Source organism: Acinetobacter sp. AS23 (genome assembly GCF_023612055.1).
In the GTDB taxonomy this organism is placed as follows: domain Bacteria; phylum Pseudomonadota; class Gammaproteobacteria; order Pseudomonadales; family Moraxellaceae; genus Acinetobacter; species Acinetobacter oleivorans.
The window spans coordinates 648,286-662,288 of sequence record NZ_CP082274.1 but is presented as its reverse complement, the minus strand read 5'-3'; the positions used below and the strand labels follow the sequence as shown (position 1 = coordinate 662,288).

Genomic DNA, 14,003 nt, shown 5'->3' with positions numbered 1-14,003 from the left:
GAAGCTGCTTTTTTTTAACTCAATTTTATGCCTGAACCGTTAAGTCTTTAATAGTTGTCGATGAACCATTGGTTTTAACAGATTCAATTCCTTTATCTCGTGAAGCTTCACTCGCATAGAATTGACTTGTGCCAATAATTTGATGATTTGCAGCTTTTAAATTGAAATAAGGTTTCCCATTCTTTGCAGTTAAACGCTCATATCGTGCGTCATCACCACTATTTTTCTGAATTGATTCAATACCATTTACCGCAGAAGCTTTAGCCTTATATAGCTCACTATTTAGAATAGGTTCACCATTTCCTGCCTTTAAAATAAAGCGGTATTGTCCATCACTCGCTAGTGAAATTTCGTACCATCCTGCCATAAAAACCTCATTTTTTTGTTGGTGTGGGTATGACTTTCGTTATTATTCTGGACGAAAGTTATTTGTTATTTATGACAATATAAATGGGCTATCATTCTTTGAATAGCCCATTTTTTATACTTTTTCGTAATAAAATTATAATGATGTTAGAAATTTAAAAAGTAGAGATATAAGTGCATATCCCTACTGAAATGTAATTAAAATTAACAATTTAAGCTTTTTTTACAAATTCAGATTTTAACTTCATCTGACCAATACCATCAATTTTGCAATCAATATTGTGGCCATCGCTTGCATCTGGAACTAAACGAATCGTTTTTACTTTCGTGCCTACTTTTACGACTGAAGATGAACCTTTAATTTTTAAGTCTTTAATGACAGTTACACTGTCGCCATCAGCTAATACATTTCCATTAGCATCTTTAATAATTTCTTGTTCTTCAGTAAGCGATGTATCCCCTTCTTTCCACTCATTTGAGCATTCAGGACAAATCAATAAGTCGCCATCTTGGTAAGTATATTCTGATTGGCATTTTGGGCAGTTTGGCAAAGACATGAAAAAAATCTCAAAAAGTATATTATGCGAGATATGACTCATTTTTTAAAGTTTTAAATAAAAGACTTTTACCAAAAAAAAATTTATACATTCATTTTGAGTTTTTACTTAATAAATATTCTTTCAAAATAATTGCATGGTTATTTTCAACATCTTTTGCTGAATATAAAAGCGTAACTATATGTTCTACTGCGATGCGATGTAGCTCTTCAACTGCGGAGTTGGTTTCAAGCTCTTTTAAATAACGCTGCTTAAATTCTTCCCAATGATCTGGCGTTGCTGCATGAAACCACTTGCGCAGTTCAGTTGAAGGTGCCACTTCTTTTAACCACAAATCTAAATGAGCCTTTTCCTTACTAATTCCCCTACACCATAGGCGGTCAACCAAAATTCGCTTTCCATCACTAGGTTCAGCATTTTCATAAATTCTTTTAATGTGTATATCCATAATCTTTCTCTGTGTAAGTTTTACATTTTAGATAGATCTTATAAAAGAAAAGTGAGCAGATTTAGCTCCACTCACTTTTTAAATATTTCATCAAAATTTTAGAAGCTTTATTGATCTGGAATTTCAGCTTCAATCAATAAAGTAAGCAAAGATAAGGATTCTTGCCATCCCAAATAACAAGCTTCCTCAGGAATAACTTCAGGTATGCCTTCTTGCGTAATATGTACTTCCGTGCCTACCAATACGCTTTTTAACGTAATGGTAACTTGCATAGTACCTGGTAAATTTGGGTCATCGAATTGGTCGTTATATCGAATTAATTCATTTGGAATGAGTTCAACATATGTTCCACCAAAAGCGTGTGTTGAACCTGTCGAAAAATTGGTAAAACTCATTTTGTATGAGCCACCAACATTTGCATCAAAACTATGAACTTTTGCAGTAAAGCCGTGCGGTGGTAACCACTTGACTAAAGCATCTGGATCTAAAAATGCACGGTAAACTCGCTCGGCTGGAGCCTTAAATACGCGATGAAATTTTACTGTTCCTGTTGCCATTATATTCTCCTTATTTTAATTTCTTTTAAATTATCGAAATTATGCTTATTAGCTTAAACCTTCCGATTTATCCGAACGTATATTTTTGGTGTTTTTTCAAACAAAATACTTTTTTCAGGTGAAATCAAATTACGAAAACTAGGGCTGATTTTTTAGTAAAAATGGAGCAAAATAGTCAGCAATCATAAAGAAACATATTGAATTTGAGATTAATCATGAGTCTGCTCGCTTTCTCCTCATATGCTTTAAACGGTGTAGATGCACAGAAGTTTTTACAAGGCCAAGTTACTGTAGATACTGAACGTTTAGCTGAAAATGAAACTCGCTATACAGCCATTTGTGATCTTAAAGGTCGTATTCATTTTGGCTTGTGGCTAAAGAAGATTAATCCTGAAAGTTTTGAAATTGTAGTTGCTCAAGATCAAGCTGAAGAGTTTGCCAAACATGTTAAAAAATTTGGTGCTTTTTCGAAAATGACCTTAAGTGAACAAGGCGCTGTGTTTCCAAAAGTTGTGAATCATCAAACTGAGTTCAATACGACTGAAACTGATATTTCTGAATGGCAAAAACAAGCCATTATGACTGGTCAAGCGTGGATTACACAGGCAACTGAACATGAGTTCCAGCCCCAAGAATTGCGTTTACATCAACGTGAAGGTGTCAATTACGATAAAGGCTGTTACTTAGGTCAGGAAATTGTGGCGCGTCTTTGGTTTAAAGCAAAACCAAAACATTGGTTACATCTCGTACAAGGTACAGGTGAAGCGCCTGCTTCAGCAACTCAATTAAATAACGATGTTGAAGTCGTTAATAGTATTGCAAATGATGAAGGCTATCTTGCTTTAGTTGTTGCTAAACCTGCTGCTCTACAAGAGTTGGGGCTTCAAGTTCTTGAGTTACCTGAAGCTTTAAGTGGCGATGTTGCAAGACCACAATAATAATTTTTATTAGCTCGAACTGCCCACTTCTAAGTTAGTGGGCTTTTTTATAGATACAAAACACTAATGATTTCATTAGATTAGAACATCAATTTTTTAAGTTTTATATGCCATCATTAGCCCTGTTGAAATTAAAGAGAAAAAAGATGAAAACTAAACTTGCTACACTCATGTTGAGTCTGGCTATTTTCGGTTCTGCTCATGCTGATGTTAAAGCACTTGAACAAAATCTTAAGACGAATTATCCAGATTTGCCTGTAAAAGGTGTTTATCAATCTCCTGTGCAAGGCATCTATGAAGTGTACACAAGCGGCCGCATTGTCTATACCAACCAAGATGCTAAGTACTTTTTTGTTGGTAACCTAGTCGACATCAAACAACAAAAAAATATGACTGAAGAACGTATTGCCGAACTGGGTAAAATTGACGTTAAAAGTTTGCCATTAAATCAGGCTATTAAATATGTAAAAGGTAAAGGCGAACGTACGATCTATGTCTTTAGTGACCCCGATTGCCCATATTGCCAGCGCTTAGAGCAAAATATGGTTGGTGTTGATAACGTAACGGTATATGTGTTCCTTTATCCTCTTACTAGTTTGCATCCAAATGCTGAAAAAGTTTCAAATCAAATCTGGTGCTCAAAAAACCCGGCAGAAGCGTGGACAAATTACATGCTTAACCGCAAATTGCCGACTAATAGCAAAAGTTGCTCAAGCCCAATTCAGAAAAATATCGCTTTAGGTCAAAAATTAAATATTGATGGAACACCTACCCTGTTCTTGCAAGATGGTCAAAGACTCTCTGGTGTTCCAAGTGATGCCAAGCAAATTGAAGCATTACTTCAGTCAGCAAAATAATAATATTACCCACTCCGTTGTATGAATGTGAGTGGGTCTTTTTTCTCCACAATTTGCCCAAAGTGCAGCGCTTTATATACAAATCGGCTGTTTACTTTCAGCAATCAATATTTATGATGAGAAATGAAACTATTTAATGCATCAATGGAATGATGTAGCTACGAAGTAAAAGGTTAAAAAGAAATGAAGAAATTACTAATCGCAAGCCTAATCACCCTTTCAAGTGCATCAATTTTTGCAGCTGATAACACGGCGACTGCTGCTAAAACCGATGTTTTCAAACAAGCTGAACAACTCTACGCAGCAAAAAATTACTCTGCCGCATTTCAAGAAATGCAACGCCTAGCCCAAACAGGGAATGCCCAAGCCATCTATAACTTAGGCTATATGACTCAAATGGGCCAAGGTACAGCAAAAGATTCTTCTAAAGCCCTCAAATATTATGAAGATGCTTCAAATAAAGGTTACGCCCAAGCGAGTTACACGCTTGCACAAATTTATGAGACTGGTGAATTAGGGGTTGCCAAAGACAGCAACAAATTCAGTCAATATATTCAAAAAGCATCGGCTCAAGGTTCTGATGATGCAACTGTGAAAATCGCGACGATTTTATTTGCTCAGAAGAAACCGCAGTCACATCAAATTGCTCTTCAAAAGTTAGCGCCTTTAATTAGAAAAGGTAACTATCCAGCGACTCAGGTGAAAGCACTTTATGATATTAGCCAAGGTGTGGAAAATAAAAATCCGTTAATGAAACGCCAAGGTATCGAAGCTTTACAATCGATTGCTCAAAAAGGCTACGCTCCTGCGTCTATGGCATTAGCGACCATGATGGCGAATGGCAATATCATTCCACAAAATTTACCTGAGGCCAAAAAGATCTTTACTGAACTTGCCAATCAAAATGTTCCTAACGCTAAAGAGTCTTTAGCCTCGGTTGATAAGATTATTGCAGAAAAAAGTAAACAGGCTGCAAATGCTCCCGCACAGCCAGCACCAAAAAAATAGTCAATGAAAAGCCCCGTAAGGGGCTTTTCTTTTACCACCACAAAGCAATAAGCCCGCTAACCCCAATGAAACCAACAACTGTACTAATCATAAGCGGTGTTAATGCTTTTTCATTTAGACCGTAGGCTTGTCCAAAAATTCCGAAAGCAATCGGCATTGGTAAAGCAGCAATTAATGTTCCTGCGTAAAGCATCTCACGACTTACATTTGGAGTGATCAAAAAGAGAGAAAAAATAACAGATGGCATGAGGATAACTTTAAATATCGCCAACAAAATACTTTCTGTATTTACTGTTGTGATTCCAATACCCACTAAACTCCCGCCAATTGCAAACAAAGCCAAAGGCGAAGCTGTACGTCCAAGTAACTCTAGAGACTGATCAAGCGTCGTAGGAAGATTAACATCGAAAAGAATACATCCCATTCCAACCAAAATAGCGATAATGACAGGATTCTTGAGTAAGTTAAAAAAAGTCTGTTTTAAAAGCGGTAAAAGATTTTGTTGTTGATGTAAACCAGCTTCGGCCAGAATGAGCATCAGCGCCACAATCAATAAATTTTCAATGATGAGTGTTAAAGAAATATAAATAGCAGCGTGATTACCTATCAACATGGTTAAAATAGCTGTTCCCATAAATCCAGTATTGGACATAGATGCGCCCATCGAGATGACGGCACTATGGGTTAAGCTATTTTTAAAATATTTTCGATAGAGAATGAAAGCCAAGAAAAATAAAATTAAGGACCCACCGCCATAAGCAAGAAAATAAGCTGGGTGCCAAATGTCTTGTAAGTTTTTATTTGCCAAAGAATGAATTAAAAAAGCTGGTAAGGAAATTTTAATTACGAATGCGCTAAGTGCCCTGATCTGTTCAGGTGTTACCAATTTGATGAGGACACAAACATAGCCCATCAATAGCAATATCAAGATAGGTAAAATAACCTGAAAAACCACTGACCGTCCTCACTTAGCAAGAAAAATGGGCAAAGATGACTTTGCCCAATACAATTAAAAAGAGTTAAAAAGCTGCTTTAATCCATGTGGTTGGCAACGTAAATACTGAGGCGCAATTTTAACTTCTGCCCCTAAAGCCGCTGCTGCATGCCAAGGCCATCTTGGGTCATATAACATTGCACGAGCAAGACCAATAGCATCAGCTTGCTGGTTTTCCAGAATTTGTTCAGCATGTTCTGGCTCAGTAATTAGCCCTACAGCAATGACTGGAATAGACACATGCTTTTTGACTTGTTCAGCAAATGGAACTTGGTAACCTGCCCCAATCGTAATAGACTGATGCTCGTGCAAACCACCACTAGACACATGCACATAGGCTGCGCCCAATTGCTCTAAAGCTTTTGATAAACCCACTGTAGATTCAACATCCCAGTGCTCGATGCTCTCTAACCAATCAGTCGCAGAGAGTCTAACACCAACAGGATAACCTTCAGGTACAGCGAGTTTAATTGCCTGAAGAACCTCAAGAGTCATACGCATACGGTTTTCTAAAGAACCACCATATTCATCAGTACGCTGATTGGCAATTGGCGATAAGAATTGATGTAATAAATAACCATGCGCAGCATGAACTTCAATCAGCTCAAACCCAGCTTCTACAGCACGTTTTGCAGCCACTGCAAAGTCTTGTTGAACCTGTTTAATCTCAGCAATAGTCAAAGCATGGGGTGCTGCATCATGAACAGAAAAAGTACTTTCACTTGGTGCAACCGTTTGCCAACCATGAGGCTGATCCTTTGCAATCTGACCTTTACCTAACCACGGTTTTTCAGTAGATGCTTTACGCCCTGCATGTGCTAACTGAATTCCAAATGGCATTGGTGAAAGTGTATGAACCTTAGCTAACAACGCTTTGATTTGGTCACGTTGCTGATCATTCCAGAGCCCAAGGTCAGCATAGCTAATCCGACCTTCAGGTTGTACAGCAGTCGCCTCAACAATACAAAGTCCTGCGCCAGACAATGCATAATTTGCCCATTGCTGTTCATGCCAATAGGTAATTTCACCATCATCTGTTGCCGAATATTGGCACATTGGAGCAATTACAATTCTATTGACCAGTTGTAGTGAACCAAAGTTAACCGTTTCAAATAATTTTGCCATTTTTAATTCCTAGAATTGCTTAATTACACGTAAACCTGCACTCCAGTTACGTCCATCCGCTGGTTCAAAGTAGCGTCCATTTCCATCATTTACGATCACTGAACCTGTATAGTTTTTATCAAATAGGTTATCAACACGGGCAAAACTATTCACTTTCCAGTCGCCTATTACCCATGCATAACCCACATTAGCTGAGGTTACACTGTAGCTTGGCGCTGCGTCACTGTTGGTATCATTCACGTATACTTTATCCATATACTGTACATCTACACCGCCATATAGACCGTGCGATGGCTGCCAAGCTAAAGAGGCATAAGTCTGGTTTTTAGCAATTCCTGGAATGGCATTACCCGATGGAATTTGAGCAATACTTCCTAATGCTGGAATATCAGCATCAAAAGTTGCATCTAAATATGTATAGCTAGCAGTCGCAGTTAAATCTCGCCACAACTTTTTATTCCATGCAAACTCTACCCCTTCACGTAAGGTTTTATCTGCATTACGAAACGTTGATCGGCCATTTGAGTTGCCGGCAGAAACGATGTCATCTTTGGTTTTAGTTTGAAAAACCGCCAAAGTAAAATCACCTAATTGGTTTTGTGATTTTAAGCCTGTTTCATAGGTATCGCTTGTGGATGCTGTTAAATCAAAATTAAAACCACTTTCTCCATCTGGACGATATGCCATTTCAGTAAAAGTTGGCGTTTCAAATCCTTTGGCATAACTCACATAGGCCATCAGTTCAGGTAAAATTTGCCAGCTTAAAGCAGCCGAAGGTAAAACTTTACTGTAATCAGTCTTACCACTATCGTCGCCATTACTTAAATAGTTATCTTTAGATTTGTAATGGACATTGCTATAGCGAACACCCGTATCTAAACGCCAAGTTGGTAAGAACTGCCATGATGCTTGTAAATATGGGTCGACATTCCATAAGGTATTATCTTCATCACGGCGCAAATTACCTTTGACGCCATAAGAAGGCTGTCCGTTTACTAAATTAAAGTTTTCAAAACCTTTACGATCTTCATCCATTGCATCGAGTGCAACACCAACACTTAGAGTAGTATTTGGAAGTAACTCTTTGCCCGTCCAACGGAAATCAGCACCATAATAATCACGCTCAAAATCAATCACCCCGCCTGCATGATTGATACTGGCATCTTGTGTTGATTTAGGTATAGATTGATATTGAGTGACTTGACGATTACCTAAATATGCCATGGCATAGAGTTCATTTTTATCATTAATCGGTTTAGACCATGTCACACCCGTTTGAGTTTGTTCAATGTCTTTACGGACATTAAATTGCTTTAAAAATGGAACTTGTTGCTTTGGATTAGCATTCCACTGGTCATACGTTAAACCCTGCGGATCGTCTGCATGAATTTTTACATAGTTGGTTACCCAGTTGATTTTGCTACCATCATCAAGATTCCAACTGAGCTTTGCATTATTTAGTACTTTTTCTGCACCGCTATGTTCTCGGTAACCATTAGTGTCGAAGTAAGATGAGCTAATAACATAACTTGGTTCATTCGCGCCCTTTGCTCCACCTTGTAGCACGAGTCCAGCTCGACTTTTATCGTGGCTGCCTCCCGAATAGCTCAGCTCAATTGAGTCTTTCCCTTGCCCTTCTTTAGTAGACGTTAAAATTGTCCCGCCAGATGAGTTTCCATATAGCGATGAAAAAGGTCCCGTTAGAACTTCAACATGGTCCAGACTACTCAAATCGATATTAGATGTTTGACCCTGTCCATCTGGCATCGTTGCAGGAATACCGTCCACATATAGGCGAATACCACGGACACCAAAAGTTGAACGTGCACCAAAACCACGCATAGATAACTGTAAATCTTGTGCATAATTTTCACGATTGCGAAGCTGTAAACTCGGTATACCCTTCACAACTTCGGTTAAGTTTACTTGTGAAGAAGTATCGACTTGAGGCGCATCTATTCGAAAAACCGAAGCTGGTGTCTGCAAATAGGCGGTATCGGTACGAGTTGCTTCCACATGTAACGTTGGCAATACAGTCACGTCTTGGGTTAAGTCTTCAGCCCACACAATGGGGCTAGAAATACAGCCCATACTCATCAAAATACAGTAATGAAGTCGGTCTAAGCGTAATAAGGACATGCTTATTTCCTTTATTTATATTGTAGTTATCATAACAAAAAGCGGTGTCTTGTCTGGATAATGAATTCGATCTGCATTGTTGTAAATCTAGAACACTCTTCATCGATATCTAAAAACTGATTTCCAGATTGGAATTATCGACTCAAAGATGGATGGTCTTTCCAGCAATAACGTTCAGGCCAATCTTTTGCTTCTTCGGCATAATCAATTCCAATCCGTGGCGTCAATACCACTTCTGGCTGCGTTGAAGCTGCTTCAATCCATAGTCCAGACTCCTCTCCCAAGGTTTGACCTTTTAAAGTCCGATCAATACCCAAATAGCGTGTCAATTTTCCGGGTCCAGCTAGAAGCTTATATTCTTTTTTTGTTGAAGCACCACTTAAAAATGCAGAACGAATCATTACCCCTTCAGGGATGCCTTCTGTCTGAGTAATCAGATTGAGCATTTCATACATGCCATAAATTAAGTAGACATAAATCGTACCGCCAGAGCGATACATTATATCTGTTCGTGCTGTGCGCTTGTCATTGTAGCTGTGGCAAGCTTTATCACGAACACCCAAATAAGCTTCTGTTTCACTAATTGTGCAACGGATGACTTGACCATCAGGTTGTCGCTTACATAATACGCAGCCAATTAAGTCATAAGCCACTTCTGAGGTTTCACGTTGAAACCAGCTTAATGGTAAAATATCTGACATAGTAATCTCTGAAATATTACATACCACACGTTATACTTGATTAATCCAGTATATCTGTTAATTCTGCGAGTTGGCATGCCTGAGTTACCCGAAGTCGAAACCACCAAAACCAGTTTATTTCCATTATTGAATCAAAAAGTTCTAAGTGTTGAAGTACGCAATCCTAGCTTACGCTGGCCTATACCAGATGATGTTCAGAAACTTGTTGGGCAACGTCTCATTGGGTTAAACCGACGTTCAAAATATATTTTGGCAGAGTTTGAACAAGATCAAATGCTTTGGCATTTAGGCATGTCAGGAAGCTTTCGTCTAACCGAGCCAAATGACGAACTGAGAAAGCATGACCATCTGATTATTCAATTTGAAGATCAGCAATTACGTTACCATGACCCTCGTCGTTTCGGTTGTATTCTTTGGCTTAATACGGAAACTCAAGGCAAACTCATTGACACTTTAGGACCTGAGCCTTTAAGTGCTGACTTTCATGCAGAATATTTAGCTTCCAAACTCAAGAATAAGGCTGTCGGCATAAAAATTGCACTCATGGATAATCATGTAGTCGTCGGTGTAGGCAATATCTATGCAACTGAAAGCTTATTTAATGTTGGCATTCACCCAGCACAACCTGCTGGTGATTTAAGTATGCAACAGATTGAGAAACTGGTTGTCGAAATTAAACGAATTCTAAAGTCAGCAATTGATTTAGGTGGTTCGACTTTACGCGACTACAGCAATGCCATGGGTGAAAATGGTTATTTCCAGCAAACTCTACTTGCTTATGGTCGTGCTGGAGAAATGTGTGTTAACTGTGAAACCACATTAGAAAACTTAAAACTTGGTCAACGTGCCAGCGTATTTTGTCCCCAGTGCCAACCACTTAAAAAGCTGAGAAAGCCTTAATTTTTTGGAGAAAGACAACATGCAAACAGCAATTGTCCGTCATATTTTAGTCAAAGATAAAGACTTAGCTGAGCAGCTAAAAAAGAAGTTACAAAATGGTGCCGACTTCGCAAAAATTGCCAAACAATACTCCACCTGTAATTCGGCAAAACGTGGCGGTGAACTTGGCGAAGTTAAAAAAGGACAACTTGTGCCAGTCATCGACAAAGTTGTTTTTACAGCTGCTGAACGTGTGTTACAAGGTCCAATCAAAAGCCAGTTTGGCTATCATCTTTTAGAAGTTAAATTCCGAATGGGCAGCTTACGTTGATTCCATTAATTTAATTATTTTTTTCAGAAGTTTGAGCCTGTGCATTCAGTTGATATGTCCAGGCTTTAACACACTCACCCGACTCTAATTTCACATCTGCAATGACACGCTTGTATTGAAAACCTTCAAAGTCATCAAGCATTTGCCAGTTTTCAGCAAGTTTTTCTGTACTAAACAAATAGCCCTCTACCCAATCCGCCTGCGAATCTAACTCAAGCGCTTTTAAGCCTTTGTCAGGTCCCCAATCTAAAATATGAATCACACCCTGCACACTAGCTTTTGTCCAGCTTCCACCAATCTGCTCTAAAATATGAGCATTTGCTTTATTCGGACATAAAGTGCCATACACAAAAAGCTGATTCATTTATTTATATCCTTTTTACAATGTACGTAGTTGAGCCTATCGGTAGCCTGTCTATTTTATCAATATCTTTAGTCCAGTATAAAATACTAAGTAATAAAAAACGGCACTCTCGGTACCGTTTCCTATTAATTCAGAATATTGTTAAGCTTGCTTTTTCAACTCATCGCGAATTTCACGCAATAACTGAATATCTTCAGGAGTTGCAGCTGGAGCTTCTGGCTCTTCTTTATTACGACGAAGTTTATTTAATAATTTCACCATTAAGAACACTACCCAAGCCAAAATTAGGAAGTTAATTAAAATGGTGAGGAAATTACCATAAGTTAAAACATTGATACCTGCTTTTTGCAAAGCATCTAAAGATTGCAGATTTGTAGGATTGGATCCTAGAACAATAAATTTCTGCGAAAAATCAACACCACCGCCAGTAATCACACTGATAATTGGCATGATAATATCTTTTACTAAAGAGTCCACGATTTTGCCAAAAGCACCACCAATAATCACACCAATGGCTAAATCCATCATATTGCCTTTAATGGCAAATTCTTTAAATTCTTGAATAATACTCATCTAAACATCTCCAGATGTCGGGGGCCGAAACAGGTCATATTTTTCTTTTTCATTGGCCTCGTATCAAATTAGATAGTACTCGCCATGATATTGATAATTTAATATTTTTATCAAAAAAAAGAAAACTATCTCACACTTTAACAACATATTCTCTTATAAGAAAAATATGATTTTAAGCTTAGTTTAATTTTAAATATAACGATTAAAAAAACCGCTAAATTAATTTAGCGGTTTTTTCTTTTTCAGTTAAGAAAAATTATTTATCACGGTTACGTTTACGTTCGTTTTCAGTCAAGTAACGCTTACGGATACGGATTGATTTAGGTGTTACTTCTACTAACTCGTCATCTTCAATGAATTCAAGCGCTTGTTCAAGCGTATATTCAATTGCAGGTACTAAAGTTAAAGCGTCATCTGTACCAGATGCACGAACGTTAGTTAATTGTTTCGCTTTAGTTGGGTTTACAACCATATCGTCTGAACGAGAGTTAATACCCACGATCATACCTTCGTAAACTTCTAACTGCGGCTTAGCGAACAAACGACCACGGTCTTGCAAGCTGAACAATGCATAGCCCAAGCAAGTACCTTGAACCATAGAAATCAACACACCGTTTTGACGTTTCGCAACAGTACCTTGTTTAACAGGACCATAATGCGAGAAGCTTGAAGTCATGATTCCTGTACCAGAAGTCATGGTCAAGAATTCAGAACGGAAACCGATCAAACCACGTGAAGGTACAGTTGCTTCAATACGGATACGGCCTTTACCGTCAACTTCCATATTGGTCATCTCGCCTTTACGGTGACCCATTTGTTCCATTACAGCACCTTGATGCTGTTCTTCAACGTCAAAAGTTACGTTTTCGTAAGGCTCTTGTCTTTCACCATCAATTTCTTTGATGATTACTTGTGGACGAGATACGCCCATTTCAAACCCTTCACGACGCATGTTTTCAATTAAAACTGAAAGGTGAAGTTCACCACGGCCAGATACTTTGAAACGGTCTGGACTGTCAGTATCTTCAACACGTAAAGCTACGTTATGAATTAATTCGCGATCAAGACGTTCACGGATATTACGTGAAGTTACGAATTTACCTTCTTTACCAGCAAACGGAGAGTTGTTTACTTGGAATGTCATAGATACTGTAGGTTCATCTACAGATAATGCTGGTAATGCTTCAACATTTTTCGGATCACAAACTGTGTCAGAAATGTTAAGTGCATCGATACCAGTAATACATACGATATCACCAGCAGAAGCTGATTCAACATCAATACGCTCTAAACCATGGTAACCCATGATTTTCAAGATACGACCGTTACGTGTATTGCCTTCTTTGTCAATTACAGTAACAGGAGTATTTAATTTTACTGAACCACGTTGAATACGACCAACACCGATAACGCCTACGAAGCTGTTATAGTCAAGTGATGAAATCTGCATTTGGAACGGACCATCAACATCAACTGCTGGTGGTTCAACGATATCAACAATCGTTTCAAACAACGGGGTCATGTCTTCTGCAAGTTCTTCTGGAGCAGGACCCGCTACACCACGTAAACCTGATGCATAAACGATTGGGAAGTCCAACTGTTCATCAGTTGCACCAAGGTTATCAAATAGATCAAATACTTGATCGATAACCCAGTCTGGACGCGCGCTTGGCTTGTCAACTTTGTTGATAATAACAATTGGTTTTAAACCACGAGCAAACGCTTTTTGTGTCACAAAACGAGTTTGTGGCATTGGACCTTCTTGAGAGTCAACTAAAAGCAATACGCAGTCAACCATCGACATAACACGTTCTACTTCACCACCGAAGTCGGCGTGTCCCGGGGTGTCCACGATGTTGATACGGTAAGTTGTATCAGTACGTTTATCCAACCAAGTAATAGAAGTATTCTTTGCAAGAATGGTAATACCACGTTCACTTTCAAGCGCGTTCGAGTCCATGACACGCTCAATCTCGCCTGCTCGGTCACCGAGAGCACCAGATTGCTGAAGTAGTTTATCGACAAGTGTGGTTTTCCCGTGGTCGACGTGCGCAATAATTGCGATATTACGGAGATTTTTGATATCTGACATGAAAATTAGAAACGCCTGAAATTTGAGGGCAAATTATACAGAAAAACACTACTCTTGAGTAGTGACAGTTTATT

Annotated in this window: 16 protein-coding genes; 5 read left to right on the top strand and 11 right to left on the bottom strand. The window is 38.5% G+C overall.

The annotated features are described in order from the left end of the window. Positions 1-25: 25 nt before the first annotated feature. From K6I41_RS03240 to K6I41_RS03225, 4 genes are all read right to left on the bottom strand, one after another. Positions 26-367 (bottom strand): YegP family protein, encoded by a 342-nt coding sequence (locus K6I41_RS03240; protein ID WP_005309794.1) that lies wholly within the window; start codon positions 365-367, stop codon positions 26-28. Positions 368-578: 211 nt separating this feature from the next. Further along, complete coding sequence (locus K6I41_RS03235) at positions 579-923, bottom strand: zinc ribbon domain-containing protein YjdM (RefSeq protein WP_250375191.1); 345 nt, start codon at positions 921-923, stop codon at positions 579-581. A 91-nt stretch (positions 924-1,014) separates the two neighbouring features. Continuing rightward, entirely contained in the window at positions 1,015-1,371 is a 357-nt protein-coding gene (locus K6I41_RS03230) for a DUF488 domain-containing protein (RefSeq protein WP_192834365.1), read from the bottom strand. A gap of 107 nt (positions 1,372-1,478) precedes the next feature. After that, the gene (locus K6I41_RS03225) at positions 1,479-1,931 is read right to left on the bottom strand and encodes an SRPBCC family protein (RefSeq protein ID WP_192834420.1); all 453 of its coding nucleotides are present in this window, start codon (positions 1,929-1,931) and stop codon (positions 1,479-1,481) included. A 212-nt stretch (positions 1,932-2,143) separates the two neighbouring features. Between K6I41_RS03225 and ygfZ the strand changes: the two genes are divergently transcribed. The 3 genes from ygfZ to K6I41_RS03210 all read left to right on the top strand — a co-directional run bounded on the left by ygfZ (position 2,144) and on the right by K6I41_RS03210 (position 4,731). Beyond that, positions 2,144-2,866: a CAF17-like 4Fe-4S cluster assembly/insertion protein YgfZ gene (ygfZ, locus tag K6I41_RS03220; RefSeq protein WP_192834364.1), complete on the top strand. Its 723-nt coding sequence runs from the start codon at positions 2,144-2,146 to the stop codon at positions 2,864-2,866. A 146-nt stretch (positions 2,867-3,012) separates the two neighbouring features. After that, positions 3,013-3,723: a DsbC family protein gene (locus K6I41_RS03215; RefSeq protein ID WP_005309781.1), complete on the top strand. Its 711-nt coding sequence runs from the start codon at positions 3,013-3,015 to the stop codon at positions 3,721-3,723. 183 nt (positions 3,724-3,906) lie between these two features. After that, positions 3,907-4,731, top strand: a complete 825-nt coding sequence (locus K6I41_RS03210; protein WP_107881240.1) for a tetratricopeptide repeat protein — start codon at positions 3,907-3,909, stop codon at positions 4,729-4,731. A 31-nt stretch (positions 4,732-4,762) separates the two neighbouring features. Here K6I41_RS03210 and K6I41_RS03205 read toward each other — a convergent pair whose 3' ends face one another. The 4 genes from K6I41_RS03205 to K6I41_RS03190 all read right to left on the bottom strand — a co-directional run bounded on the left by K6I41_RS03205 (position 4,763) and on the right by K6I41_RS03190 (position 9,690). Beyond that, positions 4,763-5,686 (bottom strand): AEC family transporter, encoded by a 924-nt coding sequence (locus K6I41_RS03205; RefSeq protein WP_250375190.1) that lies wholly within the window; start codon positions 5,684-5,686, stop codon positions 4,763-4,765. Between the two features lie 54 nt (positions 5,687-5,740). Further along, positions 5,741-6,850 (bottom strand): NADH:flavin oxidoreductase/NADH oxidase, encoded by a 1,110-nt coding sequence (locus tag K6I41_RS03200; RefSeq protein ID WP_130173364.1) that lies wholly within the window; start codon positions 6,848-6,850, stop codon positions 5,741-5,743. Positions 6,851-6,859: 9 nt separating this feature from the next. Next, positions 6,860-8,989, bottom strand: coding sequence for a TonB-dependent receptor family protein (locus K6I41_RS03195; protein WP_250375189.1), 2,130 nt, complete (start codon positions 8,987-8,989; stop codon positions 6,860-6,862). Between the two features lie 134 nt (positions 8,990-9,123). Beyond that, positions 9,124-9,690 (bottom strand): DNA-3-methyladenine glycosylase, encoded by a 567-nt coding sequence (locus K6I41_RS03190; RefSeq protein ID WP_250375188.1) that lies wholly within the window; start codon positions 9,688-9,690, stop codon positions 9,124-9,126. Between the two features lie 75 nt (positions 9,691-9,765). On the opposite strand from K6I41_RS03190, the gene mutM reads away from it, so the two are divergent. Together mutM and K6I41_RS03180 are read left to right on the top strand one after the other, a co-directional pair. After that, positions 9,766-10,590 (top strand): bifunctional DNA-formamidopyrimidine glycosylase/DNA-(apurinic or apyrimidinic site) lyase, encoded by an 825-nt coding sequence (gene mutM / locus K6I41_RS03185; protein ID WP_250375187.1) that lies wholly within the window; start codon positions 9,766-9,768, stop codon positions 10,588-10,590. A 19-nt stretch (positions 10,591-10,609) separates the two neighbouring features. Beyond that, positions 10,610-10,900 (top strand): peptidylprolyl isomerase, encoded by a 291-nt coding sequence (locus K6I41_RS03180; protein WP_005309756.1) that lies wholly within the window; start codon positions 10,610-10,612, stop codon positions 10,898-10,900. 10 nt (positions 10,901-10,910) lie between these two features. Here K6I41_RS03180 and K6I41_RS03175 read toward each other — a convergent pair whose 3' ends face one another. The 3 genes from K6I41_RS03175 to typA all read right to left on the bottom strand — a co-directional run bounded on the left by K6I41_RS03175 (position 10,911) and on the right by typA (position 13,929). Further along, positions 10,911-11,264, bottom strand: coding sequence for a gamma-glutamylcyclotransferase family protein (locus tag K6I41_RS03175; protein ID WP_250375186.1), 354 nt, complete (start codon positions 11,262-11,264; stop codon positions 10,911-10,913). Positions 11,265-11,405: 141 nt separating this feature from the next. Beyond that, positions 11,406-11,837 (bottom strand): large conductance mechanosensitive channel protein MscL, encoded by a 432-nt coding sequence (mscL, locus tag K6I41_RS03170; RefSeq protein WP_013196893.1) that lies wholly within the window; start codon positions 11,835-11,837, stop codon positions 11,406-11,408. 256 nt (positions 11,838-12,093) lie between these two features. Continuing rightward, entirely contained in the window at positions 12,094-13,929 is a 1,836-nt protein-coding gene (gene typA, locus K6I41_RS03165; protein ID WP_151821357.1) for a translational GTPase TypA, read from the bottom strand. Positions 13,930-14,003 lie beyond the last annotated feature (74 nt).

Bases quoted from the DNA above. Each gene is read 5' to 3' on its own strand.
- K6I41_RS03190 (WP_250375188.1), bottom strand. From the start codon at position 9,690: ATGTCAGATATTTTACCATTAAGCTGGTTTCAACGTGAAACCTCAGAA.
- K6I41_RS03215 (WP_005309781.1), top strand. From the start codon at position 3,013: ATGAAAACTAAACTTGCTACACTCATGTTGAGTCTGGCTATTTTCGGT.
- ygfZ (WP_192834364.1), top strand. From the start codon at position 2,144: ATGAGTCTGCTCGCTTTCTCCTCATATGCTTTAAACGGTGTAGATGCA.
- K6I41_RS03175 (WP_250375186.1), bottom strand. From the start codon at position 11,264: ATGAATCAGCTTTTTGTGTATGGCACTTTATGTCCGAATAAAGCAAAT.
- typA (WP_151821357.1), bottom strand. From the start codon at position 13,929: ATGTCAGATATCAAAAATCTCCGTAATATCGCAATTATTGCGCACGTC.
- K6I41_RS03200 (WP_130173364.1), bottom strand. From the start codon at position 6,850: ATGGCAAAATTATTTGAAACGGTTAACTTTGGTTCACTACAACTGGTC.
- K6I41_RS03195 (WP_250375189.1), bottom strand. From the start codon at position 8,989: ATGTCCTTATTACGCTTAGACCGACTTCATTACTGTATTTTGATGAGT.
- K6I41_RS03230 (WP_192834365.1), bottom strand. From the start codon at position 1,371: ATGGATATACACATTAAAAGAATTTATGAAAATGCTGAACCTAGTGAT.
- K6I41_RS03180 (WP_005309756.1), top strand. From the start codon at position 10,610: ATGCAAACAGCAATTGTCCGTCATATTTTAGTCAAAGATAAAGACTTA.
- mscL (WP_013196893.1), bottom strand. From the start codon at position 11,837: ATGAGTATTATTCAAGAATTTAAAGAATTTGCCATTAAAGGCAATATG.
- K6I41_RS03240 (WP_005309794.1), bottom strand. From the start codon at position 367: ATGGCAGGATGGTACGAAATTTCACTAGCGAGTGATGGACAATACCGC.
- mutM (WP_250375187.1), top strand. From the start codon at position 9,766: ATGCCTGAGTTACCCGAAGTCGAAACCACCAAAACCAGTTTATTTCCA.
- K6I41_RS03210 (WP_107881240.1), top strand. From the start codon at position 3,907: ATGAAGAAATTACTAATCGCAAGCCTAATCACCCTTTCAAGTGCATCA.
- K6I41_RS03235 (WP_250375191.1), bottom strand. From the start codon at position 923: ATGTCTTTGCCAAACTGCCCAAAATGCCAATCAGAATATACTTACCAA.